This window comes from Streptosporangium sp. H16, from assembly GCF_051918855.1.
In the GTDB taxonomy this organism is placed as follows: domain Bacteria; phylum Actinomycetota; class Actinomycetes; order Streptosporangiales; family Streptosporangiaceae; genus Streptosporangium.
In genome coordinates, this window is sequence record NZ_JBPXMD010000012.1 from 164,464 (window position 1) to 189,656 (window position 25,193).

The following is a 25,193-nucleotide window of genomic DNA, read 5'->3' on the forward strand; positions in this document are numbered from 1 at the left end:
GAGGGTCGACAGAGCCGGGAGGGCCGAGGGGATCGCCGTCGTCCATCAGTCTGTCCAGAGCCATGAAGCCCGCACATCCCTCAACCCGCTGGTCCGGGCGCTGCGGGGTCCCTCATTCGGGGGAGGCTCCCCTGTGACAGCATCGATGCATGACGACGTCCACCGAACGGTTCGGAGAGCGCCGTAAATCCGGCACGGCGGGTCGTGGCAGCGAGCTGTTCGCCGCGGCGTCGCAGCGGTTGCGCCGGGTGATGCCCTTCGACGCGGCGGTGTGGTTCGGCACCGACCCCACCACGATGCTGCCCATCTCACCGCTGCGGGCCGAGAACATCGAGCCCGATCACTGCGAGGGATACTTCCGCCGGGAGTACGGCACCGAGGACGTCCTGCTGTTCCGCGACGTCGCGCGCAGCCCCGGCGGCGGCGGCACCCTGGGCCTGGCCACCGGCGGTTTCCCCGGGCGCAGCCCGCGCTACCGCGAGTTCATGCGGCCCCAGGGCTACGGCGACAACCTGCGCGCGGCGTTCCGGATCGGTGAGCGCACCTGGGGTGTGGTGGACCTGTTCCGCGACACCGGCAGGCGGCCGTTCACCGAGCGTGACGTCAGGCACGTCACCGCGATGGGCCCCGAACTGGCCCTCGGGCTCGCCGGACTTGCCATCGCGACGCCCGAGGACGCACCGCCGGTCACCGCCGAGGCGCCGGGCACCGCGCTGTTCGACGAGTCCGGGCAGATCATCTCGCTGGACGCGCACGCCGAACGGTGGCTGAGCGAGCTCGCCGGACCACGGTGGGATCACCAGCAGACCCCGCTGCCGATGGTCACCGTGCAGTCGGTCGTGGCCCGCGCCCGATGCGTCGCGGCCGGTCGCGACTCCGGACCGGCGGCGGCCCGGCTGCGGGGCAGCTCTGGCCGCTGGCTCGCGGTGCACGCCTCGTGCCTGCGCAGCCCCAGCGGTATGCTCGGTCCGGTGGCGGTCGTCCTGGAACCGGCGAACTCCGCGCAGATCGCCCCGATCATCGTCGAGGCGTACTGCCTGACCCCGCGCGAGCAGCAGATCACCCAGTGCGTCGCGCGCGGGCTGTCGACCGCCGACATCGCCACGGAGCTGCACCTGTCCGCCCACACGGTGCGCCACCACCTCAAGGCGATCTTCACCAAGTTCGGCATCACCAGCCGGGGCGAGCTGGTCGCCAAGCTGTTCGCCGAGCACTACGGCCCCCTGATGCACGCCCCGAACGCCGACGTGGAGCACGTCCACAGCTGAGACGGGGCTCGCCGGACGTCCCGCCGAGAAGCGGGCGAAGAGCGCCGGGTCTCATCGGGTCATCGCCTCGCCCGTCTCCTCGCCTCCTGTCGCCGGGTACGCGGCGGATGCCGTCGGCGCGGACGCGGCGAGAGCGCGGTGAGCCAGGTAGGCCAGGTAGGCCAGATAGGCGAAGCCGGTCAGGACGGACAGGCGCTGGAACAGTCCGGCGGGGGCGGGCGACCAGAGGCCGGCGTGGTCCAGGCCGTTCAGCACGCCCGCCGCGAACCAGAGGGCGATCATCAGGCCGCCGGTGGCCAGCCCGTACCACCGGGCGAAGCGACGCGAGTAGATGACGGCCGCCGCCGCGACGGAGAGGAACATGACCGGTCCGGCGATGTCGTGCAGGATGCCGTGCCAGGTCGTCCCGGCCACGGTGCCGGGAGGGCGGTAGGTCCCCGGGTCGATCACGAAGAGGCCGGCGGCGAACAGGGCGACGCCGGCGGTGGTCACGACCCGCGGACCCCAGGTCGCCGCGGGGCCGCCGGTGAAGACGGCGCGCAGGCCGCGTCCGAAGACGGCGATCAGGGCGCCGCTGACCAGGAAGCCGGCGATCTGGATCCAGCCGCGACCGGACAGGGCGAGTTCGCTGATCCAACTGCGTATCGGGTCGTAACCCGGCCGGATCACCCCTTCGACCAGCCAGATCAGCGTGAACAGCGAGGTTCCGGCGATTCCGCACCACAGGGACCACCTACGAGCGTCCATTTATCTGCCTCTCTCATTATCTGCTCAATGCAGATAATGTTATGCGCAGAGTATGAGCATGTAAGGTAGACACATGTCAAGTGCCGAGCCGGCCGCCCGTCAGGCCCTGTTGGCGCACCTGCAGGCCGAGCTCACCCAGACGATCGCCGCCGGGATCCTGTTCCAGCAGGCGGTGGCCGACCGCCTGGGGCTCAGCCTGGGCGATTTCAAGAGCCTGACCGCGCTGACCGCGATCGAGCATGCGACCGCCGGGGACATCGCCGCCCAGACCGGCCTGACCACCGGCGCCGTCACCCGGATGATCGACCGGCTGGAGCGGGACGGCTGGGTCCGCCGCGAGCACGACCGGCAGGATCGCCGCCGCGTGCTCGTCCGGCCGGTCCCCGAGCGGCAGGCGGAGATCCGGCCGCTGTTCGAGGGCATGTCGGAGGCCTGGGCCCAGGCCCTCGCCGAATACGACGACGACCAGATCGCCATGGTGCTCGACCTGTTCGGCCGGATGCGCGAAGTCGCCCGCGAACAGGCCGCCCTCCTCCGCGAGCCGTCGCCGGACCCATGACGACAGCCTCACCGACGTCCGCGAAGGCCTCCCCACCCTGACGGCGATGGCCGCGGCTCACAGAGGACAGCGGGGGCGACAGACTCGTTCGCCTGCAGGGGCCGCTGGGGCATGTATCTCACTTTCCCCAGGTGGGGATCAGCCGGTCCCCGCGTGGTCGAGAGATCGGCATTCGCCTCATGAAACAGAAAAGCTCCTGGTAGCCGGGGTGATCGTTCCGATCACGCCCGGCACGCCCAGGAGCTTCAGGCGCCGTTCCACCGCGCCAGAGTCGATATGTCGTTTTCACTGCTGGACTTCGCGAGCCCGCCGAGCCGGCCGCGGCGCGTTCCCGCCCTCACGGCCTGACTCGTACGCGGTCCGATGACGCCGCGCCGTCCGCTCGCCGTCCGCTCGCCGGCCCTCGGACGCCGTCGAGTTACCAGCGGCCGCCCTTGGTGAGCTGGCCGCGGACCGCGCCGTCGGGGAACTGCTTGGTGTGCAGGTTGGCGTACCAGTTCCTCGGGTTGCTCTTGATGCCCCGCAGCAGGCTGGAGTCCTTGACGACGACGGAGCCGAAGCTCGTGTTGCCGCGGATCTTGCCGTTGGACAGCAGGTCGATGACGACGGGGCCGTTCTTGCCCGCCTTGCCCTTGTGGATGTGGAAGGCGCTGGGCTTGGCGGTCCGCTTCCACTGGACGAAGTAGTAGAAGCGGTTGCCGTGGATGCGGAACTTCGCGATCGCCACGCCGTCCCGGTCGTTGACCTTCTTGCCCGGCTCAGGGACCTCGTTCCTGCCCAGGAGCCCGGCGGCGAAGTAGTACTTCCTGGCCTGAGCGGTCTGGACGGACTGGGAGGCCTGCGAGGCCTGGGACACCTGGCCGGTCGCCGCGCCGGTGATCGAGGCGGTGATCGAGGCGGTGGGCGCGGCCGCCGCCTCGGCGGGCACCGCCAGCGCACCGGCGGCCAGCGCCACGGTCGCCGCGGCCACCGCCGCGCGGCTCATCGCGAGCTTCCAGGAGATACGTCCGTTGCCGAGCTGTTCACGAGCATTCATGAGGGCCTCCACCTTGTTTTTGTCGTTTTTGCCGTTTTTGCCGTGCCGTTTTTCCCTGACACCGCAGACCGTTTTTCTGGACACCGCAGACCCTAGGCAGTCAGCCGCCGTTGTTATGCGTACAAATCCGCACATGTCGCAAAGGTGGCCAAGGTCACACAATGTCCTCTAAATCCCCTCAAACCCACCCACCTCGGCCGACCGGGGCATCATGAAGCCGGACAGACCACGTGAAGGGGACGGTGTGGGCCGGATCTCCGGCGGCGGCGCGCCGCCCGCCGACGCCGGGACCCCGGGGGACGTTTTCGCAGGTCGGCTGGGACACTTGCCGGTGAGCCGCGTTCCTGTACGACGCTCTTACATCGCCTGTGGAACGCTCGGTGCAAAGCGAATGCTGAAGATCGGGTGGGGATCAGGTGTCATCAGGTAGCGGGGGATCCACATGGCGGCGTCCCGTCCGGGCGATCGCCTCGGCGGCAGGGGTCGTCGCGCTGGCGCTCGTCGCGGCGAGCTGTGCCTCCGGCGACACCGCCGGCCAGGCGGTTCCCGCCATACGGCAGTCGGCCGCCGCCTCACCGGCGGCGCCGGCCACCACGATCCAGAAGGCGCCGCCGGTCGACCCCGCGTGGCCCCGCTGGGGGTTCACCCACACGGGGGTGAGCGCCAACAACGTCACCGAGGAGTTCGAGCAGGTCGTGGCCGGGGCACTCGCGCAGACCCCGATGCTGCAGAACCAGCACATCATGGGGTTCGGGGCGCTCAACCCCCAGCCTCGCCCGCAGGAGTTCTACTGGGAGGACCTCGACAGCCGGACGAACCTCATGAGGAAGTCCGGCGGCACGCAGGTCATCACGCTCTGCTGCGCCCCCGACTGGATGAAGGGCGGCCCCGAGGGCCCGACCTCGGACGCGGGCTGGGACGAGCACCTCGAGGACGCCCCCTACCCCAAGCACTTCGACGACTTCGCCAAGCTGTCGGCGGCCGTCGCCACCAAGTACCGCGACGTCAAGTACTTCATGGTCTGGAACGAGTTCAAGGGCTTCTGGAAGGACCACTCCAAGCCCGCGGACTTCAAGGGCTACACCACGCTCTACAACAAGGTCTACGACGCGGTGAAGGCGGCCCGGCCCGACGCCCAGGTCGGCGGCCCCTACCTCGGCTTCGACAGCAACAGGACCGGCAAGTCCGAGCTGCGCGGGCCGTGGGGGGTCGTCAACCAGAACGCCCTGGACGCCTTCGAGTACTGGTTCGAGAACAAGAAGGGCGCCGACTTCGTCGTGGTCGACGGCGCCTCGCTGACCGACGCGCACGAGATGCTGCCGGACGCGTTCGGAGCGCTGGGCAAGTTCGGCGCGGTCACCACCTGGCTGCGGGAAAGGACCGGTGACATGCCGGTCTGGTGGGCGGAGTGGTACTTCGTCCCCGAGGACAAGACCACCTGGCCCGAGCCGCTGCGACTCGCCGTCCAGGCCGCCTCGATGATCGAGTTCGCCGAGAGCGGCGCCGCCACTGCGCTGTACTGGAACCCGCAGTCCGTGAAGGGCTGCCAGGGGTGCATGTGGGATCCGAAGACCGGCGCCATGCTCCCCACCGGCAAGCTGGTGAGCGACTTCACCACCTGGTTCCCGGCCGGAGCCGAGCTGGAGAAGGTCACCTCCTCCGCCCCCGGGATCCGGGTGCTGGCCCAGCCGAAGAAGCTGCTGATGGTCAACACCACCAAGGCGGAGACCACCACGACCGTGGACGGCAGGGAGTTCACCCTCCGGCCCTACGAGATCAGGTGGAGCGACCGCTGACCCCCTCGGCGGCCCGGCTCGACGGAGACGGCCGCCGACCGGATCTGGAAACTTTCATCGGAACATGCGGGGATGTCCCCGCCGGTTCCGGCATCGGCCGTGCCCTTCACCTGCGAGGAAACGGCACGGGGAGGAAGCAGGAGCCGGAACCGCTTCCGTACCCGTACGCCGGTGATTGAAAATTTCGGCGAACAACTTTAACTTTCGGCGACAGGTGTGAGGCGTCGAACGCCGGGCCACGACGGTCGGGGGGCCCGGCGATCGGCCGTGGCCGAGAGGAGATCGACGATGTCCGACAGCGATGTTCCACGCCGGGCCCGACCGGGACCGGGGAGCGGTCGGATGGGAACGGCCCTGCGCGTGGTGTGCGCGGTCCTTCCCCTCCTGCTCGGCCTGGCGCTGACGACCTCGGCAGCGTCCTCGGCGTCCTCAGCGTCCTCAGCGTCCTCGGCGTCCTCCGCCTCCCTGGTGGAGGTCACCGGCTTCGGGACGAACCCCAGCAACCTGCGGATGCACCTCTACGTCCCGGATCGGATGGCGCCCCGGCCCCCCATCCTGCTGGCGGTGCACTACTGCACCGGTTCGGGCCCGGCCTTCCACTCCGGCACCCAGTTCGCCTCGCTGGCCGACCGGTACGGGTTCATCGTGATCTACCCGTCGGCCACCCGCAGCGGGAACTGTTTCGACGTCTCCTCCCCCGAGGCGCTCAGGCGCGGCGGCGGGAGCGACCCGGTCGGGCTCATGTCCATGGTGACCTACGTCCAGCAGCGTTACACCGCGAACTCCTCACGGGTCTACGTGACCGGCGCCTCCTCCGGCGCGATGATGACCGAGGTCATGCTGGGCCTGTACCCGGACGTGTTCCAGGCCGGAGCGGCCTTCATGGGCGTGCCCTTCGGCTGCTTCGCGAGCTCCTCGGGATGGAACAGCGAGTGCGCCAACGGCACGATCGTGAAAACCCCCCAGGAGTGGGGCAACCTAGTGCGGGCCGCCTACCCCGGATACACCGGCGCCCGGCCCCGCGTCCAGCTGTGGCACGGCACCGAGGACTCCACCCTGCGCTATCCGAACCTGGGTGAGGCGGTCAAGCAGTGGACCAACGTCCACGGCCTGAGCCAGACGCCGACCTCCACCGACACCCCCCGGGCGGGCTGGAACCGCAGCCGCTACGCCGACTCCACGGGCACCGTCAAGGTCGAGTCCTACAGCCTGCCGGGTGTCGGGCACAGCCTGCCGCAGAGCGGGATGGCCGAGTCCGCGATCCAGTTCTTCGGCCTGGACACCTCCGGTCCCTCCCCCACCCCCACACCTACTCCCACACCTACTCCCACGCCCACGCCCACGCCGACCCCCACGCCCACGCCCGGCACCTCCTCCTGCCGGGTGACCTACAGCGCCAACAGCTGGAACACCGGTTTCACCGCCAACCTGTCCGTCACCAACACCGGCACCTCGGCGATCAACGGCTGGGAGCTGAGGTTCACCTTCCCCGGGAACCAGCAGGTCACCCAGGGCTGGAGCGCCACCTGGACACAGTCCGGCCAGGTCGTGACCGGCCGCAACGCCCCCTACAACGGCACCCTGAACCCCGGGCAGTCCGCCGGGATCGGTTTCAACGCCTCCTACAGCGGCACCAACGCCGCCCCCGGCTCGTTCACCCTCAACGGCTCGCCGTGTAGCTGACCCTCGTACCCTCGCACGCAAACAGTGGGCCGGGGAGTCGACGGAGCCGATCGGCTCCGTCGACTCCCCGGCCCGCCCCCGTGCGCTCCCGGCCGTCAGGCACGCCTCGCGGCGGCCTGGGCGTTGTCGGCCCGGACCTGGTTCCGGGTCGCCGGGGTCACGCAGACGCGGTCGGCGGGAGTGGTCTCACGCCACACGTACCCCTGCTTGCAGGTGTCGGGACCGTAGGGCCCGCCGCCGGCGCGCCTGGCGGCGGCCTGGGCGTTGTCGAGCCGGGTCTGGTCCCGGGTCGCCGGGGTCACGCAGACGCGGTCGGCGGGGGTGGCCTCGCGCCAGACGAACCCCTGCTTGCAGGTGTCGGGACCGTAGGGCTTCTTCTGCGAGCCGCCCGGGTAGTACGGCGGATACGCCGGAGCGGTCCACCTGAGCTCGGTCCAGGGCGAGTAGCGGCTCCCGGAGATGCCGCCGGACCAGGAGCCCTTCACCTTGAACACGTAGGTCCGCCCCGGGACCAGCGTTCCGGTGGTCGCCCTGGTGGCCCTGCCCGACAGGTCCCACTGGGTGCCGGGGTCGTACCGGAACAGCACCTTGTTGTACTGGGAGCTGCCGTTCACCCACTGGACCGTCGCCCGGTAGTCCCCGTAGGTGACCCTCAGGCCGTACGGAGCGGGGACCGCGCGGAGCTGGCCGGTACCCGGCGGGTAGGAGGGGGCCTGGCCCGGGGGGATGGGGATGGGGTCGCTGGCGGCGCACTGCGAGACGCCGGGCCACAGGTAGCAGACGGTGACGCGTGGGGCCTGTCCCGCGTAGGACTTCACCCGGGCGGCGGAGATCGTGTGCGAGGTGGTGGCTCCGTTGTCGGTCCAGTGGCCCTCCGCGTAGGCGCCGAAGTGCACGGTCACCGACTGTCCCGGCACGCTGCCGGAGAAGAAGGTGTCCGGCCCCCACCGCACCCGGAGCCCGCCGTCGTCAGGCGTGATGCTGATGATCCTCGGAGGGCGGCGGTCGTCGGCCGAGTGCGCCGCGGGGGACGCCGCCACCGTGGTCAGGCCGGAGGCGAGGGCGCCGAGCAGGGCGACCTCAAGGGACCTTCTCGCGATCTTGCGGTTCATGTGCTCTCCTCTTTTTCCTCGGTGGGATCCGTGTTCTCCGTGGTTCTCGTCCGGGACGGGAAGTGCCGCCGGCCCGTCCTCCGGACCGTTCCAGAGTCCCCGGAGCCGGGCGCCCGCACATCGGTGCCACCACGTAATCGGAGCCGCGAATATGTGCCCGCACTGATGCGGGCGTCCCGGGTTCCGCGCGACAGTGGCCTATGGCCACCAGACGCCTGCTGATCGTCGACGACGATCCGGCCTTCCGCGAGGTCGCCCGCGCGCTGCTCGACGGGGAGACGTTCCGGGTGGTCGGCGAGGCGGAGACCGCCTCGGCCGGGCTGGCCGAGGCGGCGAGGCTGCGACCGGAGGTGGTGCTGCTGGACGTGCGGCTGCCCGACGTCAGCGGCTTCGAGGTGTGCCCGGCGCTGGTCGGGGGCGGTGCCGACGTCGTGCTCAGCTCGATCCGGGAGGCGGCCGACTACGGGCCGCTGGTGGAACGCTGCGGCGCACGCGGGTTCGTACCGAAAAGGGCGCTGTCGGTGGAGGAGCTGCTCCGTGTCCTGGACGGCTGACCACCTCGGGCGTTATCGCGTTGACCCCGGGAGGGCGCCGGGTGAGACTTCTCCCGTGAAGCCAGGGGCAGCGGGCGACCCGGCTGGATCACGGCGCTGGTGGCACGGGGACGGTGCCATGTGGGCGGTCGCCCTGTGCGGAGCGGCGCTGGGCGGGTGGACCACCCTGATCGCCGCAGGCGTGCCGGACGCGGACATCTTCCGGGTGACGGTCCACACCGTCGCCGGAGCGCTCTTCCTCGTCTCGGGGATCGTGGCGCACCACCGGCGCGCCACCAACAAGGTCGGCCTGCTGATGATGGGGGTGGGCATCGGTTTCTTCTCCGAGGACCTGCAGCTGTCGCCCGTGGCGTGGGTTCACACCGTCGGCCAGCTGACCCTGGCGGCGTCCGGCCCGTTCCTGGCCCACCTGGTGCTCGCGTTCCCCACCGGGCGGCTGGAGTCGCGCCCGCAGCGGCTGCTGGCCGCGATCGCCTACCTCGGGGCGGCGGGCAACGGCCTGCTCAACGCGCTCTTCGTGGACATGCACGCCCGCATCCCCGGCAACGCGCCCGGCCTGCTGCTCATCACCGACAGCCTGGTCATGGAAGACGTCATGAGGGCAGGGGCGCGGCTGACGGCGATCGTCGTGTCGGCCGGTCTGGTCGTGGTGCTGGCCCGCCGATGGCTGAGCGCGCGGGCGTTGATGCGCTCCCTGCTGGCACCGGCCATCGCCATCATGCTGAGCAGCGGCCTGCTCTCCGTGGTCGGGCTGGTCTTCCACGAGGACCGGGAGCTCCGCACCGCGTTCGTCTACGTGTACGACCTTCTCTTCGCGGCGTTACCCCTGGCCTTCCTGGCCGGGATGATCTACTTCTACCTGGGCCGGGGTGCGGTCGACCGGCTGCTGCGGCGGCTGCGCGATCCGAAGGAGGCCGGCGAGATCGAGGATCTGCTGGCCCGCTCGCTGCGTGACGAGTCGCTGCGGGTGGCCTTCCTGACCGGCACGGGCCCGGCCGGCCGGCACGGCGAGCCCGGCCTGGTGGACCGGCACGGCGTGCCCCTGGACCCGGCGCCGTCCCAGGCCGTCACGCCCATCGGCGGCGGTGACCACCGCCAGGCCTTCCTCGTGCACGACCCGCTGCTGTGTGAGGACCCGCACGTCCTGGAAACGGTCGCCGCGGCGGCCGGGCTCGCCCTGGCCAACCGGTCGCTGGCCGCGCAGGTGGCCGCGCAACTGGCCGAGGTACGCGCCTCACGGGCCAGGATCGTGGAGGCGGCCGACGCCGAGCGGCGCCGGATCGAGCGCGATCTGCACGACGGCGCCCAGCAGCGTCTCGTCACCGCGCTGCTCAAGGTGAACCTGGCCCGGCGCAGGCTCCAGCACGGCGACCCGGCCGTACCCGACGTGCTGGCCTCGGCCGCCGAGGGGCTGACCGCGGCGCTGGCCGAGATCAGGGAACTGGCGCAGGGCCTGCACCCCGCGCTGCTGACCGAGGCGGGGCTGGCCGTCGCGCTGGAGGAGCTGGCCGCACGGCTGCCACTGCCCGTCGAGACCGACCTGGGGCCGCTGCCGAAGTTCGCGCCGAACGTCGAGTCCGCCGCGTACTTCGTGGTGGCCGAGGCGCTGACCAACGCGATGAAGCACGCCGAGGCCGGCCTCGTCCGGGTCGGCGTACGGCACGCGGACGGCGTGCTGGCGGTGTCGGTCAGCGACGACGGCCGGGGCGGCGCGGACCTGGCGGGCGGTTCGGGCCTGCAGGGACTGGTCGACAGGGTCGCCGCGCTGGGCGGCGATCTCACCCTCGTCAGTCCCGCCCGGGGCGGGACCACGATCAAGGCGGTGCTTCCCGTTGACGCCTGCTGACCTTGCGTTGACGCCCGGCGGCGGTAGATCCCCGCGGGTCGTGCTCGCCGACGACTCCGTCTTCCTGCGGGAGGCCATCGCCGGGGCGCTGCGCGGCGAGGGCGTGGACGTGGTCGCCGAGGTCGGCGACGTGCGGAGCCTGCACGCGGCGGCGGCCGAACACGCCCCGGACGTGGCCGTGATCGACATACGGATGCCGCCGGACTTCCAGACCGAGGGGCTCCGCGCCGCGCTCGACCTGCGCCGCGAGCGTCCGGGCACCGGCGTGCTGATGCTGTCGGCGCATCTGGAGACGCGCTACCTGTTCGCCCTGCTCGACGGGGAGCCGCGCGGCGTCGGCTACCTGCTGAAGGATCGGGTCGCCGGGATCGACGCGTTCGTCGAGGCCCTGCGCCGCGTGCACGCGGGTGGCTGCGTGGTCGATCCCGAGGTGGTCGCCACGATGCTCGCCCACCGGCCCAGCCGGACCGGGTACCTCAGCGCGCGCGAGTTGGAGATCCTGGGGCTGATGGCCGAGGGGCTGTCCAACCAGGCCATCAGCGAACGGCTCCATCTGGCGCCGCGGACCGTCGAGGCGCACATCCGGCACGTGTTCGTCCGGCTCGACCTGCCGCCCGCGTCCGACTACCACCGGCGGGTCCAGGCCGTGCTCGCCTACCTGCGGCGGAACGGCCCGCCCAAGTAGGACACGAGAGCCGGCAGGTCACTCCCGGTGGAACACGACCGGCTCCGCGGTCCGGTGCCACGGCGCCCCCGCGCTCCGCCGTGACACCGTGGAGCACCCACCGCGTCACTTGACCGCTCCGATCGCGAGGCCCGAGATGAAGTGCCGCTGGAACCGCAGGAACACCAGCAGCGTCGGCACCGCGGCGATGATCGTGCCGGCCGCGATGACGTTCCAGGAGGAGACGAACTGGCCCTGCAGCCCGAGCAGCGCCGGGGTGACCGGCATCCTGGTGTCCGTACGCAGCACGGTGATCGCCCACAGCAGGTCGTTGAAGATCCAGGTGAAGGAGAGGGCACCGAGCGCGGCCAGCGCGGGCCTGGTCAGCGGCAGCACGATGCGCCAGAAGACCTGCGCGACGCCCGCGCCGTCGATGGTGGCCGCCTCCTGGATCGCGGCGGGCAGCTCGCGCATGAAACCGTGCAGGACGAAGGTGTAGAAGCCGAGGCCGAACGCGACGTGGACGGCGACCAGCGCGGCGAGCGTGTCGTACGTGCCGGTGAGCTCGGCGAACTTGGAGACAGGGATGAGCAGGATCTGCGGCGGCAGCAGGTTGCCCGCGAGCATGACCAGCAGCAGCGTGCGGCGGAACGGGATGCGGTAGCGGCCCAGCGCGAACGCCGCCATCGCCGCGAGCAGCAGGCTCAGCGCCACCGCGGGCACGGTCACCAGGAAGCTGTTCACCAGCGACTGGAGCTGGCCGCCGTCGCTCCACGCCTGGCGGTAGGTGTCGAACGTGAACGAGCGGGGCAGGCTGCCCACGCCGTTGGCGGCCACGTCGTCGAAGGTGCGCAGCGAGGTGAGCACCACCCAGATGATCGGTGACAGCCAGAGCAGCGACAGCAGCGTCATGCCCCCGTGGAAGGCACCGGTCCGAAGTCCCCTTGTCATGATTCCTCCCGGAACGCACGGACCAGGTAACCGAGGATCACGACGAGCGCGAGCGCGAAGATGACCACCGCGATGGCCGAGCCGTAACCCAGGCGCAGGCTCTGGAACGCCGCCGAGTACATGTAGGTGCTCAGCAGCTCGGACGAGTGGTACGGCCCGCCCCTGGTGAGCGCCCATACGATGTCGAAGGAGCGCAGCGAGTCGATGACGATCACCGAGAGCACGACGGCGTTGACCCCGCGCAGCTGCGGGAGGGTGACGTTCCTGAGCCGCTGCCAGCCCCCGGCCCCGTCCACCTTGGCCGCCTCGTACAGGGCCGGGTCGATCGCCTTGAGTCCGGCCAGGTAGAGCACCATGACGTAGCCGATCTGCCGCCAGAGAGCGGGCAGGATCACCGCGTAGAGCGCGGTGTCCGGGTCGGCGAGCCAGGGGCGGCTCAGGTGCTCCAGCCCGACCGCGGTGAGGACCTGGTCGGCCAGCCCGTCCGGCTGGTAGAAGACCCGCCACACCAGCGCGGTCACGACCAGCGAGAAGACGACCGGGGTGAACAGCGCCGCCCGGTAGAAGCCGACGCCCCGCCGGTCGCGCTGCAGCAGCAGCGCCATGCCGAAGCCGCCGAGCACGGAGAGCCCGCCGAAGAGCACCAGCCACAGCACGGTGTTGCCGAGCGCGCCCCGGAAGATCGGATCGCCGGCGAGCTCGGTGAAGTTGGCCAGGCCGACGAACTCGGGCGGGGTGAGCCCGTCCCAGCGCGTCAGCGACAGGTAGAGGCCCTGAACCGCGGGCCAGAAGACCCAGACGCTCTCCACCACGAAGGGCACCAGGACGAACACCGCGAGCAGCGGGGACAGGCGCTGAACCGATCGCCGCCGCTTCGCCGGTCCGGCAGGGGTCGCCTGCAAGGAGGTGGCCGTCACGTCAGCCCTTGAAGACCTTCTGCGCGGCCGTCTGCCATTCGCTCAGGATGGTGTCGATCTCGTCCGGCTCGTCCATGAACCTGGTCAGCGCCGTGTCGGCGGTCGGCTGCAGGGCGTCGCTGGAGTCGCGGTTGAAGAACTGGGTGAGGTCCGCGGCCTCGTCCAGCATCGCCTTGCCCTTGGCGACGAGCGGCGAGTCGGCCGCCTTGGCCTTGGGGTTGGCCGGGAGCACGATGCCGGAGCTGCTCGCGATGTAGAGCTCCTGCGCCTCGGCCGAGGCCAGGTAGGTGAGCAGGGCCTTGGCCCCGGCCGGGTTCGCCGACCTCGCGCTGGCGAAGAAGCCGTCGGTCGGCGCCTCCTCGACGATCGGCACCCCGGGATCGATGATGGGGAAACGGAAGAAGTCCAGGTCGTCGAGGGCGTCCTTGGGGGCGGCGTCGGCGAAGAAGGTGCCGATGAGGAACATCCCCGTCTTGCCTCCGAGCAGGGCGGTGGTCGCCTCCTGGAACGGGTACGCCTTGCCCTTCGGGTCGAAGTAGGGCAGCGCCTCGCGCCATTTGGCGAAGACGGCCTTCACCTTGGGGTCGTCGAAGCGCTGCTCGCCCGCGAGCAGCTCCCGGTGGAAGCCGGCCCCGTTGATCCGGATGTTGAGGTAGTCGAACCAGATGGAGGCCACCCACGGGGTGTCGCCCAGGCCGATGCCGATCGGCGGGATCCCCTTGCCCTTCAGCGTCTCGCACAGGGTGAGGAACTCGGCCCAGGTCTTCGGCTCCCGCACTCCCCACTTGGCGAAGTTGGACTTGCGGTAGAAGAAGCCCCACCAGTAGTTGTTCATCGGCACGAAGATCTGCTTGCCCTCGCCGTCGGTGGACAGCTCGCGCAGCGCCGCGGGGTAGTCGCCCATCGAGCCCCACACGTCGGAAACGTCGAGCAGCAGGTCCTTGTCGGCGTAGTTGTTGGCGACCGAGCCCGCGTACCAGGTGTACAGGTCGGGCGGGTTGGCCGAGGTGAGGTAGGTCGGCAACTGGGTGCGGTAGGTCTCCGAGGCGACCGTGTTGAGCGTCGCCGTCCCCTTGCCCAGCGCGTTGAACCCGTCGACGATCTTCTGCATCGCCGCCTTGGCCTGCGGCGAGGAGAGGTTGGACTGGAGGGTGACCGGCCCGGCCGGGGCAGTGCCGGACGAGGTGGCGGCGGCCGTCGCGGCGGGCTTCGTCGCGGAGGTGGCGCAGCCGCTCGCCAGCCCGGCGGCACCGAGCGCGCCCAGGCCGGCGAGCCCCATCTGCCCGAGGAACCGGCGGCGACCGGGGTCGAAGTCGCTCAAGGGTGTTCCCTCCTTCGTCGACACGTTACGTGACATTCGCTTTGTGTCGGTCATGTGAACGTCGTGAGCAGAAGGTTGCATCGGCCCTCGTCGGCTGTCAATATATTTCATAATTAATGATTTAACTGAGATCGGCGGGGCCGCGGCGGTCGCCGCCGTCGCGTTCCTCGCGTCGCCGGACGCGGCCCCCGCGACCGGCGCCGGTCCCGTTGTGGACGGCGGCCGGACCGCGGTGAAAGCCTCGGCCTGAGACATCGATCACCAACAGCGATCATCAACAGGGAAGGCGCGAGAACCTTGGCACGGTACGCACATCGCGGCGTCCACGGGCAGACCGTCGAGATCGTCGCACGGCGAATCCTCAGCGGCGGGATCGCCGAGGGCGAGACGCTCAACATCGTGGCTCTGCAGGAGGAGCTGGGTGTGAGCCTCACCGCACTGCGCGAGGCACTCAAGGTGCTCTCCGCCAAGGGCATCGTCGACGCCCGGCAGCGGCGCGGCACCTTCGTGCGGCCGCGCACCGACTGGAACCTGCTCGACGGCGACGTGATCCGCTGGCAGTTCGACGAGCACACCGATCCCCGGCTGCTGGACGAGCTGCACGAGGTACGCACCATCGTGGAGCCGGCCGCCGCCCGGCTGGCCAGTGACAGGGCCACGGAGGCGGACCTCGCCGCCCTGGACGCGGCGCTCGACGCGATGGCCGCCGCCGACGGCGACCCCGTCGCGGCCGTCGCCGCCGACCTGCGCTTCCACCGCGCGCTGCTCGCCGCCACGCACAACGAGCTGCTGGAGCGGATGGAGATCGTCATCGAGACCGGCCTGGCCGAACGTGACCTCCTCGTGCACGGCGGCGAGCACCACGACGACCCGGTGCCCAGCCACCGGGCAGTGGTCGAGGCGATCCACGGCCGCGACCCGGACGCCGCCGAACGCGCCATGCGGGGGCTGCTGGCCAAGGCCGTGCACGACGTGGCCAGGGTCCGCCGATCGAAGGAAGAACAGTGAGGACCTCGCAGGACTCGAAGCTCCCGGACTCCACCCGGACGCCGGAGAACCCCCAGGACTCGAAAGACGTGAAGGAAGCGCAGTGAAGATCGAGCGAGTCGAGACCTTCCTCGTCCCGCCGCGCTGGCTCTTCTGCCGCGTGGAGACCGACGAGGGCATCGTCGGCTGGGGCGAGCCGGTCGTCGAGGGCCGCGCCGAGGTGGTGCGGGCGGCGGTGGAGGTGCTCGCCGGATATCTCGTCGGCGAGGATCCCCTGCGGATCGAGCACCACTGGCAGGTGCTCACCAAGGGCGGCTTCTACCGGGGCGGCCCCGTGCTCTCCAGTGCCGTCGCGGGCCTCGACCAGGCGCTGTGGGACATCGCGGGGCAGGCGTACGGCGCCCCGGTCCACGCGCTGCTCGGCGGCCCGGTGCGCGACCGCGTCCGGGTGTACTCCTGGGTGGGCGGCGACGAGCCCGGCGAGGTGGCCGCGGAGGTCGCCGCCCAGGTCGAGGCGGGTTTCACCGCGGTCAAGATGAACGCCGGCGGCCGCCTCTCCCCCCTGCCCACCTCGTCCGAGATCGACGACGTGGTGCGACGGCTCGCCGCCGCCAGGGAGGTGCTCGGCGACGAGCGCGACGTGGCCGTGGACTTCCACGGCCGGGCGGGCGCGGCGGCGGTCCGCCGCATCCTCCCCGAACTCGCGGCGCTGCGGCCGCTGTTCGCCGAGGAGCCGCTGCTTCCCGAGCAGGGCCACGCCCTGCACGACGTCGTCACCTGCTCGCCGATCCCGATCGCCACCGGCGAGCGGCTGTACGGCCGCGCCGAGTTCCTCGAACCGCTGCGGGCCGGTGTCGCCGTGGTGCAGCCGGACCTCTCCCACGCGGGCGGCATCTCCGAGGTACGCCGCATCGCGGCCCTCGCCGAGACCTACGGGGCCCTCCTCGCGCCGCACTGCCCGCTCGGCCCGATCGCCCTGGCCGCGAGCGCGCAGGTCGCCTTCGCCACGCCCAACTTCCTCATCCAGGAACAGAGCGTCGGCATCCACTACAACGAGGGGGCGGACCTGCTCGACTACGTCGTCGACCCCGAGCCGTTCCGCTTCGTCGACGGGCACCTGCGCCGGATGGACGCCCCCGGCCTGGGCATCACCGTGGACGAGCGGGCGGTCCGCCGCGCCGACCGCACCGGCCACGCCTGGCGCAACCCGGTCTGGCACCACGACGACGGCTCGTTCGCCGAATGGTGACCGAACGGCTCGCCCCGGTCCCGCCGCGCCGACGTCCGCGTCCGCGTCCGCGTCGAGCCGAGGCCCGGCGCCGCGTTCGGCCTGACCGGCGCGGAACCGGCCGGCGCGGAACCGTACCCGCCTCCGGAGCGGTGACCTGGCGGCTCACCGTCTTCGCGTCCCACACCGACCACAAGGACGAATGCCATGCGAATGCCTGATGCCCAGGTATCCGACATCCTCACCCTGGGCGAGACGCTCGTCAGCCTGTACGTGCAGGGGCAGCGCCTCGACAGCGCGTCCTGCCTGGCCAAGTCGATAGCCGGGGCGGAGGCGAACGTCGCCATCGGCCTGGCCAGGCTCGGCGCGCGGCCCGCGATGATCTCGCGGGTCGGCCCCGATCCCTTCGGCGTGGAGGTCCACCGCACCCTGCGCGGGGAGGGCGTGGACGTCGGCCACGTGAAGACGGGCGGGTCCCCGACGGGGATGATGGTCAAGGAGGTGCTCGGCCCGCATCTCACGAACGTGTACTACTACCGGGCCGGATCCGCCGCGACCGAGCTGACCGGCGCCGACGTGCCCGGCGAGCTCGTCGCGGCGGCCCGCCGCGTCCACGTCACGGGCGTCACGCTCGCCCTCGGCGAGGGGCCCGCCGAGGCCGTGCGCACCCTCGTCGGCCTGGCCCGCGACCACGGGGTGCCGGTGAGCTTCGACCCGAACATCCGCCGCAAGCTGTGGACGCTCGAAGAGGCCGCGGCGGCCTGCCGCACGCTGCTGCCGGACGTCGACGATCTGCTCCTCGGCGAGGACGAGGCGCTCGCCATCAGCACGACCACCACCTGCGCGGACGCGCTGGGCGCCCTGGCCGACCTCGGCGTCCCCCGGGTCGTGATCCGTCGCGGCGAGCGCGGGTGCGTCGCCGTCGAGCGGGGCGGCGAGCCGATCGACCTGCCCGCCCACCCGGCCCCGGCCGTCGTCGACACCGTCGGAGCGGGGGACGCGTTCACCGCGGGCTACCTGTTCGAGCTGCTCCGGGGCCGGTCCTTCGCCGACGCCCTGCGGACCGGGTCGTGGACCGCCGCCCAGGTGGTGGCCCACCGAGGTGACTACGAGGGGTTCCCCCGCCTGCACGAGTATGACGCCTTCGTTTCAGGACAGGAAGGATTCGATCGATGATCGACCTGGTCAGATCCCATCGGCTGGTAGGGATCATCCGCAAGCGGAGCGAGGACGAGGCGCGCGCCGCCGCGACCGAGGTGCTGGCCGCGGGTGTGCGGCTCATCGAGATCACCATGACCACCCCCGGCGCGCTACGGCTCATCCGCGAGCTGGCCGGCGCGTGGCCGGACGCCGTGGTGGGCGCCGGGACCGTGCTCACGGCGCGGGCGACGGAGGAGGCGATCGAGGCCGGTGCCCGCTTCGTCGTCGCGCCCAACGTCGACCGCGCCGTCATCGAGGCCGCGCACCGCGGCGGGGCCGCCGCCATGCCCGGGGCCTTCACCCCCACCGAGGCGCTGACCGCGATGGGTTTCGGCGCGGACGTCGTCAAGCTCTACCCCGCGTCCGGGATCGGCCTGGCGGCCTTCGGCGACCTGTCCCGCGCCCTCGACCAGGTGCCCTTCATGCCGACGGGCGGGGTGACCGTACGGGACGCGCCGGAGTGGATCCGCGCGGGGGCGATCGCCGTCGGCATGGGCGACGCCCTCACCCGGGCGAGCACCGGCGAGCTGGCCGGCCTCCTGGCCGGGCTCGGCGGCACGGGCTGACCGGACGAGCCTCGCGGTGTCACCGACGGGACGGCCGGGAAGATCCCGGCCCGCCCTGACCCTCCGGGCCCAGAATGCGGACAAAAATCCATTAACACCAACAAGATAAATCAAAAGTGCAATACGCCTTTGGACCCGCCGGGACACTCCCCGATCGCTACTCTTCGCAATGAAAAGTCAACGGTGAGTAAAGAGGGCGTTCATGGGGCGAAGACTGATGGTGATGACGGTCGCGGGGGCGGGGGTGGCCGTCGTCGCCGGGGCTGTGCTGTTCCTCTCCGGCGAGCAGGGATCCCAGGCCGCGAGGTCCACCCTGCAGATGCCCGCGCGGGAGGACCCGCTGACCGGCCAGGAGGTCGCCCAGGCCACCACGATCGCGTCGGCGGGGTCCAGATCGCACATGGCCGCCGGGCGGATCAAGCTGCTCTACGTGGAGCGCGACGACGACAAGGACTCCTCCGACCACCGCCGCGCCGACGCGTACCTCTACGACTACGGCAACGACAGGCTCATCGTGCGGACCGTCGACCTCGGCCGCGGCGAGATCGTGCGGGAGACCGTGGCGCGGGGGGTGCAGCCGCCGCCGTCGAAGGAGGAGGAGACGACGGCCGCCGGCCTCCTGCTGTCCCACCCGGGATACGGCAAGGTCACGCGCGACGCGTTCGCCAGGGCCGGGGGCGGCCGGCTGGGGTCGGCGGCGGACCTGGGGCTGCGCGGGCTGATCTTCACCCCGTTCGGCGAGAGCGGGCCCGCCAGGCAGTGCGAGGTCCACCGGTGCCTGCGGCTGTTCGTCCGGCTGCCCGACAGCACCTGGCTGGACACCAGCCGGATGGTCGTCGACCTGTCCGCCAAGAAGATCCACACCCTGGAGTGGTAGCCCGTGTTCCTCCGTCTCACCCTCTCCTGCGCCCTGCTCGCCGGAGGGCTCGCCGCACCGCCCTCCGCACCCGGTGCGCCGATACCTCCGCTGCCGCCGCTCACGTCGGCCAGCGCGCCGCCACCGTCCAGCGCCCCGGCGGAGGCGCCGGCGACGGCACCGGGGACCGCCGCGCGACCTGCGGCTACCCCCTGCAACGCGCCGTACCGCGTCGACAAGACCCTGCCCAACGGGGCGCGCTGGCAGCTCTGCTGGGAGATGCGCAACGTCGAGGGGCTGACCCTGACCAGGATCGTCTACACGCCGAGGGGCCAGCGGCCGATCACCGTGCTGCGCAGCACCTCGCTGGCCCAGATCCACGTGCCGTACGACAGGGGCCGTCCCCGCTACCACGACATCGGGTCGCTGGGCTACACCGCCATCCCGCTGCGGGCCGCCGACTGCCCGCTCGGCGAGCGTCGCGAGCAGTTCGTCTGCGTGACGACCAGGGCTCGCGGCCACGCGTACCTGAAGGCGCTCCCCGATCAGCTGAACAAGACGGCTCAGGGGCGTGACCTGGTGGTGTTCGCCGCCTTCCAGGTCGGCTGGTACACCTACCTGGCCGAATGGGCCTTCTCCGACGACGGCGCGATCACCCCGCGGGTGGGGGCCACCGGGTCGCTCGCCGGGTTCGCCACCACGCCCGAGCACGGCTGGCCGATCGGGGTGGGCGCGAGCGGGTTCGAGGCGAGCCACACCCACAACATCTTCTGGCGCCTGGACTTCGACGTGGCGGGCCGGGCGGACGACGTCGTGGAGCAGTACGACTTCAGCGGCTCCGGCACCGCGAGCCGGAAGATCCTGCGGACGGCCTTCACGGAGGAGGCCAAGGCCGTCAGCGAACCGATGCGCTGGTGGCGGGTGGTCGACAGGAAGGTGCGCAACGCCGACGGGCACCGCGTCTCCTGGGAGATCAACAACTCCGACACCGCCCAGTACCGGGGCCCCGCCGACGAGGCCTTCACCCGGGCCGATCTCTACGTCACCGACTACCGCTCCTGCGAGCGGCTGGCGACGGTCAACCCGGCTCCCGGGTGCGCCCGGTCCGTCGACCGCTACACCAACGGGGAGCGGCTCGCCGACCCGGTGCTGTGGGTCAACGTCGGCTACCACCACGTCCCCCGCGACGAGGACGCCGACCCCATGCCGAGCCACTGGCAGGGATTCCGCATCACCCCGCGCGACGTCACCGCCAAGAACCCGCACTGACCGCGCCCGGCCGTTCCCCGCCGCGTCGTTCCGGGCCTTTGCCGGCCGCGTCGTCGTTCCCAGCGGTTCCCGGCCGCGTCGTCGTTCCCGGCGGCTCCCCGCCGTGGCGTTCCCGGCGGTTCCCCGCCGTGGCGGGAGACACCGGTCACCGGCGGCGGCCCGAACCCGCGCACGACGCGGCCCATGATCGGATACGGTCGGCGAACGAGGTGTGACCGGCCCCACATAACCGACAATCGTGACTTTAATCTCGCTTGGATCCGCACGTTTTACCAACACGCATGGTGATAGCGGACAGGGGCATGGGATGGGTCACCCGAGTAGGGCAAGGTAGGGGCTATCGATCTACGGGAGTAAGCCATGAACGCGCACTTGGACCTGGACCGGCTCGCGGGCGGAGCGCACCACGATCCGCACTCGATCCTCGGGTCGCACCTGGGTCCCGAGGGCGTGACGATCCGGACGCTGCGGCCCCTGGCGCAGAGGGTCGAGGCGCTCGTGGACGGCGAGGCCCACGACATGAGGCACGTGGCCCACGGCGTGTTCGCGGTGACCCTGCCCGGGATCGACAAGATCCCCGACTACCGGCTCCGGATCACCTACGCCGGTGCCGAGCCGTACGAGACCACGGACCCCTACCGGCACTGGCCCACGCTGGGCGAGGTGGACCTGCACCTCATCGGCGAGGGGCGCCACGAGCGGCTCTGGGAGACCCTCGGCGCGCGGGTCATGCGGCACGAGGACGTGGACGGCACGGCCTTCGCCGTGTGGGCGCCCAACGCGCGCGGCGTCCGGGTCATCGGCGACTTCAACCACTGGGAGGGCGGCGCGCACCCCATGCGCTCGCTCGGCAGGTCGGGCGTGTGGGAGCTCTTCATTCCCGGTCTCGGTCCCGGCGACCGCTACAAGTTCAGCGTCCTCGGCGCGGACGGGGTCTGGCGGGCCAAGGCCGACCCGATGGCCCGGCGCACCGAGGTGCCGCCCGCGACCGCCTCGGTGATCGAGAAGTCGGAATACGTCTGGCGGGACGACGAGTGGATGCGCCGCCGCGCGGGCGGCGACGCCCTGCGGGAGGCCATGAGCGTCTACGAGGTGCACCTCGGCTCGTGGCGGCCCGGCCTGTCGTACCGGGAACTCGCCGTCGAGCTGGTCGACTACGTGGTGGACATGGGGTTCACGCACGTGGAGCTGATGCCGGTGGCCGAGCACCCGTTCGGCGGCTCCTGGGGCTACCAGGTGACCTCCTACTACGCCCCGACGTCGCGCTTCGGCTCCCCCGACGACTTCCGCCACCTGGTCGACAGCCTGCACGAGGCGGGCATCGGGGTGCTGGTCGACTGGGTGCCCGCGCACTTCCCGATGGACGACTGGGCGCTGGCCAGGTTCGACGGCACCCCGCTGTACGAGCACGCCGACCCCGCGCGGGGCGAGCACCCCGAGTGGGGCACCTACATCTTCGACTTCGGCCGCAGGGAGGTGCGCAACTTCCTGGTCGCCAACGCCGTGTACTGGCTGCGCGAGTTCCACATCGACGGGCTGCGCGTCGACGCGGTCGCCTCGATGCTCTACCTCGACTACTCGCGGCGCGAGGGCGAGTGGACGCCCAACGAGTACGGCGGCAGGGAGAACCTCGACGCGGTCGCGTTCCTCAAGGAGATGAACGCGGTCGCCTACCGGGAGGCGCCGGGCATCGTCACCGTCGCCGAGGAGTCGACCGCGTGGCCGGGCGTCTCCCGGCCGGTGCACCTGGGCGGGCTCGGCTTCGGGTTCAAGTGGAACATGGGCTGGATGCACGACACGCTCGCGTACCTCAAGCACGAGCCGGTCTTCCGCCAGTACCACCACCACCAGATGACGTTCTCGCTGATGTACGCGTACTCGGAGAACTTCGTGCTGCCGCTCTCGCACGACGAGGTGGTGCACGGCAAGGGGTCGCTGCTCGGCAAGATGCCCGGCGACGAGTGGCAGCGGTTCGCGAACCTGCGGGCGCTGTTCGCCTTCATGTGGGCCCACCCCGGCAAGCAGCTGCTGTTCATGGGCGGCGAGTTCGGCCAGGGCTCGGAGTGGTCGGAGGAGCGCGGGCTCGACTGGTGGGTGCTCGACTTCGACGGGCACAGGGGGGTGCAGCGGCTGGTCCGCGACCTCAACCGCGTCTACAAGGAGTCCCCGGCCCTGTGGAGCGTGGACGCCTCCCCCGACGGCTTCCGCTGGATCGACGCCGACGACGCGCTGGGCAACGTGTTCTCCTTCCTGCGCTACGCCGAGGACGGCTCGGTGGTGGCGTGCGTGGCCAACTTCTCCGGCGCGCCGCACGACGACTACCGTCTCGGGCTGCCCTTTCCCGGGGCGTGGGAGGAGGTGCTCAACACCGACGCCTACGACTACGCGGGCAGCGGGGTGGGCAACCTCGGCGTCGTCGAGGCCACCGAGGAGCCGCGGCACGGTCTCCCGTACTCCGCCACCCTGCGCGTCCCGCCCCTGGGCGCCCTGTGGCTGCGCCACCCGGGCGAGCTCGCACCCGCCGTGGACGAGCGCGCGGTGGAGATCGTCGAAGCCGCGGAGCGGGAGATCGTACGGGAGCGGCTGCAGGAGCGGGTGGTGACCGAGCTGCCCGCCGCGGACGAGCCGAGGGGACCGGAGGAGCCGGAGGAGCGCAGGGAGGCCGAACCGGCCTGACCGAGCCCCCGACCTCCCCGACAGGGCCTCTGACTCCCTGACGACTCTCTGACAGGCCAGATGCGAAACGGGCCGGACGCGCGGGCGCGCGACCGGCCCGTTTCGCGCTTCACGCTTCCTGCACCCGCGCCGCCGCCCGCCCGGCCGAAAACCTTAAATCGGCCTTATATCCACGAACAAGGCATTGACCGTCGGCGAACGAGAACCTACGCTCAGAAAACTAATAGGAAACTTTCCTATGAATACGGGGACTTGGCACTCTCTGACCTGGAGCGACCCTTGCGACGAATTACCATCGGCTCCTTCATCGCGGCGGCAGCGCTGCTCGTCCCCCTGGGGATCGGCACGGCGACGGCCGCCACACCCGCCACCGCGACCTACTCGACGACTTCGAACTGGGGCTCCGGTTTCGAGGGCAAGGTCGTCGTGAAAGCCGGGACGAGCGCGCTGACCAGCTGGAAGGTCGAGTTCGACCTGCCCGCCGGCACCTCGATCGGCTCGTTCTGGGACGCCGACCTGACGAAGAGCGGCAACCACTACACCTTCGTCAACAAGTCGTGGAACGGCTCGCTCGCGGCGGGCGCCTCGACGAGCTTCGGTTTCAACGGCGCGCCCGGTGGCATCACCGGCGTGCTGAACTGCAAGCTCAACGGCGCCGCCTGCGACGGCGGCGGTACCCCGGACCCGACGCCCACCCCCACGCCCACGGTCACCCCCACGCCGACCCCCACCCCGACGGTCACCCCCACCGTCCCGCCGCCCGGCGGTAAGAAGATCGTCGGATACTTCACCCAGTGGGGCGTCTACGCCCGCAACTTCCACGTGAAGAACCTGGTCACGAACGGCTCCGCGTCGAAGCTGACGCACATCCTGTACGCCTTCGGCAACACCACCGGCGGCCGGTGCACCATCGGCGACTCCTACGCCGACTACGAGAAGGCCTACACCGCGGCCGACAGCGTCGACGGCGTGGCCGACACCTGGGACCAGCCGCTGCGCGGCAGCTTCAACCAGCTCCGCAAGCTGAAGAAGGCCTACCCGAACATCAAGGTCATCTGGTCCTTCGGCGGCTGGACCTGGTCCGGCGGCTTCACCCAGGCCGCGCAGAACCCGGCCGCGTTCGCCGACTCCTGCTACAACCTGGTCGAGGACCCGCGCTGGGCCGACGTGTTCGACGGCATCGACGTCGACTGGGAGTACCCCAACGCCTGTGGCCTGACCTGTGACAGCAGCGGCCCGAACGCCTTCAAGAACATCATCTCCGCGCTGCGCACCAAGTTCGGCCCCAACGCCCTCGTCACCGCGGCGACCACGGCCGACGGCTCCAACGGCGGCAAGATCGACGCCGCCGACTACGCGGGTGCCATCAACAACCTGAACTGGCTCATGCCGATGACGTACGACTACTTCGGCGCCTTCAACGCCCAGGGCCCGACGGCTCCGCACTCGCCGCTGACCTCCTACCCCGGCATCCCGCAGGCCGGGTTCAACTCCGACGCGGCGATCCAGAAGTTCAAGTCCAAGGGCATCCCGGCCGGCAAGCTGCTGCTGGGCATCGGCTTCTACGGCCGCGGCTGGACCGGCGTGACCCAGGCGGCTCCGGGCGGCTCCGCCACCGGCGCGGCCCAGGGCACCTACGAGGCGGGGATCGAGGACTACAAGGTCCTCAAGACCAAGTGCCCGCCCACCGGCACCGTCGGCGGCACCGCCTACGCCTTCTGCAACGGCAACTGGTGGAGCTACGACACCCCCTCCACCATCGCCGGGAAGATGACCTACGCCAAGAACCAGGGTCTGGGCGGGGCGTTCTTCTGGGAGACCAGCGGCGACACCACCAACGGTGAGCTGATCACCGCTATCTCCAACGGCCTCAAGTAATATTTCGACCACTCGACCCTCCGTGTGCGCTACGCCGCGGGGGGTCGAGCTTTTCTCCGAAGATCCTCCAAATCTGGGG

At 70.9% G+C, this 25,193-nt stretch carries 21 protein-coding genes; 15 read left to right on the forward strand and 6 right to left on the reverse strand.

All coding sequences use genetic code 11. The annotated features are described in order from the left end of the window. The first annotated feature begins 149 nt into the window (after positions 1–149). Positions 150–1,268, forward strand: a complete 1,119-nt coding sequence (locus ACTOQ2_RS21705) for a helix-turn-helix transcriptional regulator (protein ID WP_440101702.1) — start codon at positions 150–152, stop codon at positions 1,266–1,268. A gap of 51 nt (positions 1,269–1,319) precedes the next feature. Here ACTOQ2_RS21705 and ACTOQ2_RS21710 read toward each other — a convergent pair whose 3' ends face one another. After that, positions 1,320–2,015 carry a DUF998 domain-containing protein gene (locus ACTOQ2_RS21710; RefSeq protein ID WP_440101704.1) on the reverse strand — a complete coding sequence of 232 codons (696 nt, stop codon included), beginning with the start codon at positions 2,013–2,015 and terminating at the stop codon, positions 1,320–1,322. Between the two features lie 73 nt (positions 2,016–2,088). On the opposite strand from ACTOQ2_RS21710, the gene ACTOQ2_RS21715 reads away from it, so the two are divergent. Then, positions 2,089–2,574 carry a MarR family winged helix-turn-helix transcriptional regulator gene (locus ACTOQ2_RS21715; RefSeq protein ID WP_440101706.1) on the forward strand — a complete coding sequence of 162 codons (486 nt, stop codon included), beginning with the start codon at positions 2,089–2,091 and terminating at the stop codon, positions 2,572–2,574. Positions 2,575–2,992: 418 nt separating this feature from the next. Here the strand turns inward: ACTOQ2_RS21715 and ACTOQ2_RS21720 are convergent, their stop codons facing one another. Further along, positions 2,993–3,610, reverse strand: coding sequence for a CHRD domain-containing protein (locus ACTOQ2_RS21720; protein WP_440101708.1), 618 nt, complete (start codon positions 3,608–3,610; stop codon positions 2,993–2,995). Between the two features lie 416 nt (positions 3,611–4,026). Here ACTOQ2_RS21720 and ACTOQ2_RS21725 point away from each other — a divergent pair, with 416 nt between their 5' ends. Further along, on the forward strand, positions 4,027–5,406 hold the full coding sequence (locus ACTOQ2_RS21725; protein ID WP_440101710.1) for a xylan 1,4-beta-xylosidase: 1,380 nt from the start codon (positions 4,027–4,029) through the stop codon (positions 5,404–5,406). Between the two features lie 342 nt (positions 5,407–5,748). Then, positions 5,749–7,089, forward strand: coding sequence for an extracellular catalytic domain type 1 short-chain-length polyhydroxyalkanoate depolymerase (locus tag ACTOQ2_RS21730; protein ID WP_440101712.1), 1,341 nt, complete (start codon positions 5,749–5,751; stop codon positions 7,087–7,089). Between the two features lie 95 nt (positions 7,090–7,184). On the opposite strand, the gene ACTOQ2_RS21735 is transcribed toward ACTOQ2_RS21730, so the two are convergent. Then, entirely contained in the window at positions 7,185–8,201 is a 1,017-nt protein-coding gene (locus tag ACTOQ2_RS21735; RefSeq protein WP_440101714.1) for a hypothetical protein, read from the reverse strand. Positions 8,202–8,401: 200 nt separating this feature from the next. Here ACTOQ2_RS21735 and ACTOQ2_RS21740 point away from each other — a divergent pair, with 200 nt between their 5' ends. From ACTOQ2_RS21740 to ACTOQ2_RS21750, 3 genes are read left to right on the forward strand one after another with little or no spacing between them, the layout of a single operon-like run. Then, complete coding sequence (locus tag ACTOQ2_RS21740) at positions 8,402–8,755, forward strand: response regulator (protein ID WP_440069222.1); 354 nt, start codon at positions 8,402–8,404, stop codon at positions 8,753–8,755. A 55-nt stretch (positions 8,756–8,810) separates the two neighbouring features. Continuing rightward, on the forward strand, positions 8,811–10,601 hold the full coding sequence (locus ACTOQ2_RS21745) for a histidine kinase (RefSeq protein WP_440101715.1): 1,791 nt from the start codon (positions 8,811–8,813) through the stop codon (positions 10,599–10,601). Positions 10,602–10,641: 40 nt separating this feature from the next. Next, entirely contained in the window at positions 10,642–11,286 is a 645-nt protein-coding gene (locus ACTOQ2_RS21750; RefSeq protein ID WP_440101717.1) for a LuxR C-terminal-related transcriptional regulator, read from the forward strand. A gap of 105 nt (positions 11,287–11,391) precedes the next feature. On the opposite strand, the gene ACTOQ2_RS21755 is transcribed toward ACTOQ2_RS21750, so the two are convergent. From ACTOQ2_RS21755 to ACTOQ2_RS21765, 3 genes are read right to left on the reverse strand one after another with little or no spacing between them, the layout of a single operon-like run. After that, entirely contained in the window at positions 11,392–12,216 is an 825-nt protein-coding gene (locus ACTOQ2_RS21755; RefSeq protein ID WP_440069227.1) for a carbohydrate ABC transporter permease, read from the reverse strand. After that, positions 12,213–13,133, reverse strand: a complete 921-nt coding sequence (locus ACTOQ2_RS21760; RefSeq protein WP_440101718.1) for a carbohydrate ABC transporter permease — start codon at positions 13,131–13,133, stop codon at positions 12,213–12,215. Before ACTOQ2_RS21760 ends, ACTOQ2_RS21755 begins: the two co-directional genes overlap by 4 nt. A 1-nt stretch (position 13,134) precedes the next feature. Beyond that, a complete protein-coding gene (locus ACTOQ2_RS21765) occupies positions 13,135–14,454 on the reverse strand; it encodes an ABC transporter substrate-binding protein (RefSeq protein ID WP_440101719.1) in 1,320 nt (439 codons plus the stop codon). Between the two features lie 297 nt (positions 14,455–14,751). On the opposite strand from ACTOQ2_RS21765, the gene ACTOQ2_RS21770 reads away from it, so the two are divergent. The 8 genes from ACTOQ2_RS21770 to ACTOQ2_RS21805 all read left to right on the forward strand — a co-directional run bounded on the left by ACTOQ2_RS21770 (position 14,752) and on the right by ACTOQ2_RS21805 (position 25,114). Beyond that, on the forward strand, positions 14,752–15,462 hold the full coding sequence (locus tag ACTOQ2_RS21770) for a FadR/GntR family transcriptional regulator (protein ID WP_440101721.1): 711 nt from the start codon (positions 14,752–14,754) through the stop codon (positions 15,460–15,462). A gap of 82 nt (positions 15,463–15,544) precedes the next feature. Further along, positions 15,545–16,690, forward strand: a complete 1,146-nt coding sequence (gene dgoD, locus ACTOQ2_RS21775) for a galactonate dehydratase (RefSeq protein WP_440101722.1) — start codon at positions 15,545–15,547, stop codon at positions 16,688–16,690. A 186-nt stretch (positions 16,691–16,876) separates the two neighbouring features. Then, a complete protein-coding gene (locus tag ACTOQ2_RS21780; protein ID WP_440101724.1) occupies positions 16,877–17,845 on the forward strand; it encodes a sugar kinase in 969 nt (322 codons plus the stop codon). After that, positions 17,842–18,435, forward strand: a complete 594-nt coding sequence (locus tag ACTOQ2_RS21785) for a bifunctional 4-hydroxy-2-oxoglutarate aldolase/2-dehydro-3-deoxy-phosphogluconate aldolase (RefSeq protein WP_440069240.1) — start codon at positions 17,842–17,844, stop codon at positions 18,433–18,435. The genes ACTOQ2_RS21780 and ACTOQ2_RS21785 overlap by 4 nt, the downstream gene beginning before the upstream one ends. A 202-nt stretch (positions 18,436–18,637) precedes the next feature. Continuing rightward, the gene (locus tag ACTOQ2_RS21790) at positions 18,638–19,312 is read left to right on the forward strand and encodes a hypothetical protein (RefSeq protein ID WP_440101726.1); all 675 of its coding nucleotides are present in this window, start codon (positions 18,638–18,640) and stop codon (positions 19,310–19,312) included. 3 nt (positions 19,313–19,315) lie between these two features. Next, entirely contained in the window at positions 19,316–20,560 is a 1,245-nt protein-coding gene (locus tag ACTOQ2_RS21795) for a copper amine oxidase (RefSeq protein ID WP_440101727.1), read from the forward strand. A gap of 360 nt (positions 20,561–20,920) precedes the next feature. After that, complete coding sequence (gene glgB / locus ACTOQ2_RS21800) at positions 20,921–23,236, forward strand: 1,4-alpha-glucan branching protein GlgB (protein ID WP_440101729.1); 2,316 nt, start codon at positions 20,921–20,923, stop codon at positions 23,234–23,236. A 279-nt stretch (positions 23,237–23,515) separates the two neighbouring features. Continuing rightward, positions 23,516–25,114 carry a glycosyl hydrolase family 18 protein gene (locus tag ACTOQ2_RS21805; protein ID WP_440101731.1) on the forward strand — a complete coding sequence of 533 codons (1,599 nt, stop codon included), beginning with the start codon at positions 23,516–23,518 and terminating at the stop codon, positions 25,112–25,114. Positions 25,115–25,193 lie beyond the last annotated feature (79 nt).

Excerpts from the sequence above, each read along its gene's own strand:
- ACTOQ2_RS21705 (WP_440101702.1), top strand. The coding sequence starts at position 150 with ATGACGACGTCCACCGAACGGTTCGGAGAGCGCCGTAAATCCGGCACG.
- ACTOQ2_RS21710 (WP_440101704.1), bottom strand. The coding sequence starts at position 2,015 with ATGGACGCTCGTAGGTGGTCCCTGTGGTGCGGAATCGCCGGAACCTCG.
- ACTOQ2_RS21715 (WP_440101706.1), top strand. The coding sequence starts at position 2,089 with ATGTCAAGTGCCGAGCCGGCCGCCCGTCAGGCCCTGTTGGCGCACCTG.
- ACTOQ2_RS21720 (WP_440101708.1), bottom strand. The coding sequence starts at position 3,610 with ATGAATGCTCGTGAACAGCTCGGCAACGGACGTATCTCCTGGAAGCTC.
- ACTOQ2_RS21730 (WP_440101712.1), top strand. The coding sequence starts at position 5,749 with ATGGGAACGGCCCTGCGCGTGGTGTGCGCGGTCCTTCCCCTCCTGCTC.
- ACTOQ2_RS21735 (WP_440101714.1), bottom strand. The coding sequence starts at position 8,201 with ATGAACCGCAAGATCGCGAGAAGGTCCCTTGAGGTCGCCCTGCTCGGC.
- ACTOQ2_RS21740 (WP_440069222.1), top strand. The coding sequence starts at position 8,402 with ATGGCCACCAGACGCCTGCTGATCGTCGACGACGATCCGGCCTTCCGC.
- ACTOQ2_RS21755 (WP_440069227.1), bottom strand. The coding sequence starts at position 12,216 with ATGACAAGGGGACTTCGGACCGGTGCCTTCCACGGGGGCATGACGCTG.
- ACTOQ2_RS21780 (WP_440101724.1), top strand. The coding sequence starts at position 16,877 with ATGCGAATGCCTGATGCCCAGGTATCCGACATCCTCACCCTGGGCGAG.
- ACTOQ2_RS21785 (WP_440069240.1), top strand. The coding sequence starts at position 17,842 with ATGATCGACCTGGTCAGATCCCATCGGCTGGTAGGGATCATCCGCAAG.
- ACTOQ2_RS21790 (WP_440101726.1), top strand. The coding sequence starts at position 18,638 with ATGGGGCGAAGACTGATGGTGATGACGGTCGCGGGGGCGGGGGTGGCC.
- glgB (WP_440101729.1), top strand. The coding sequence starts at position 20,921 with ATGAACGCGCACTTGGACCTGGACCGGCTCGCGGGCGGAGCGCACCAC.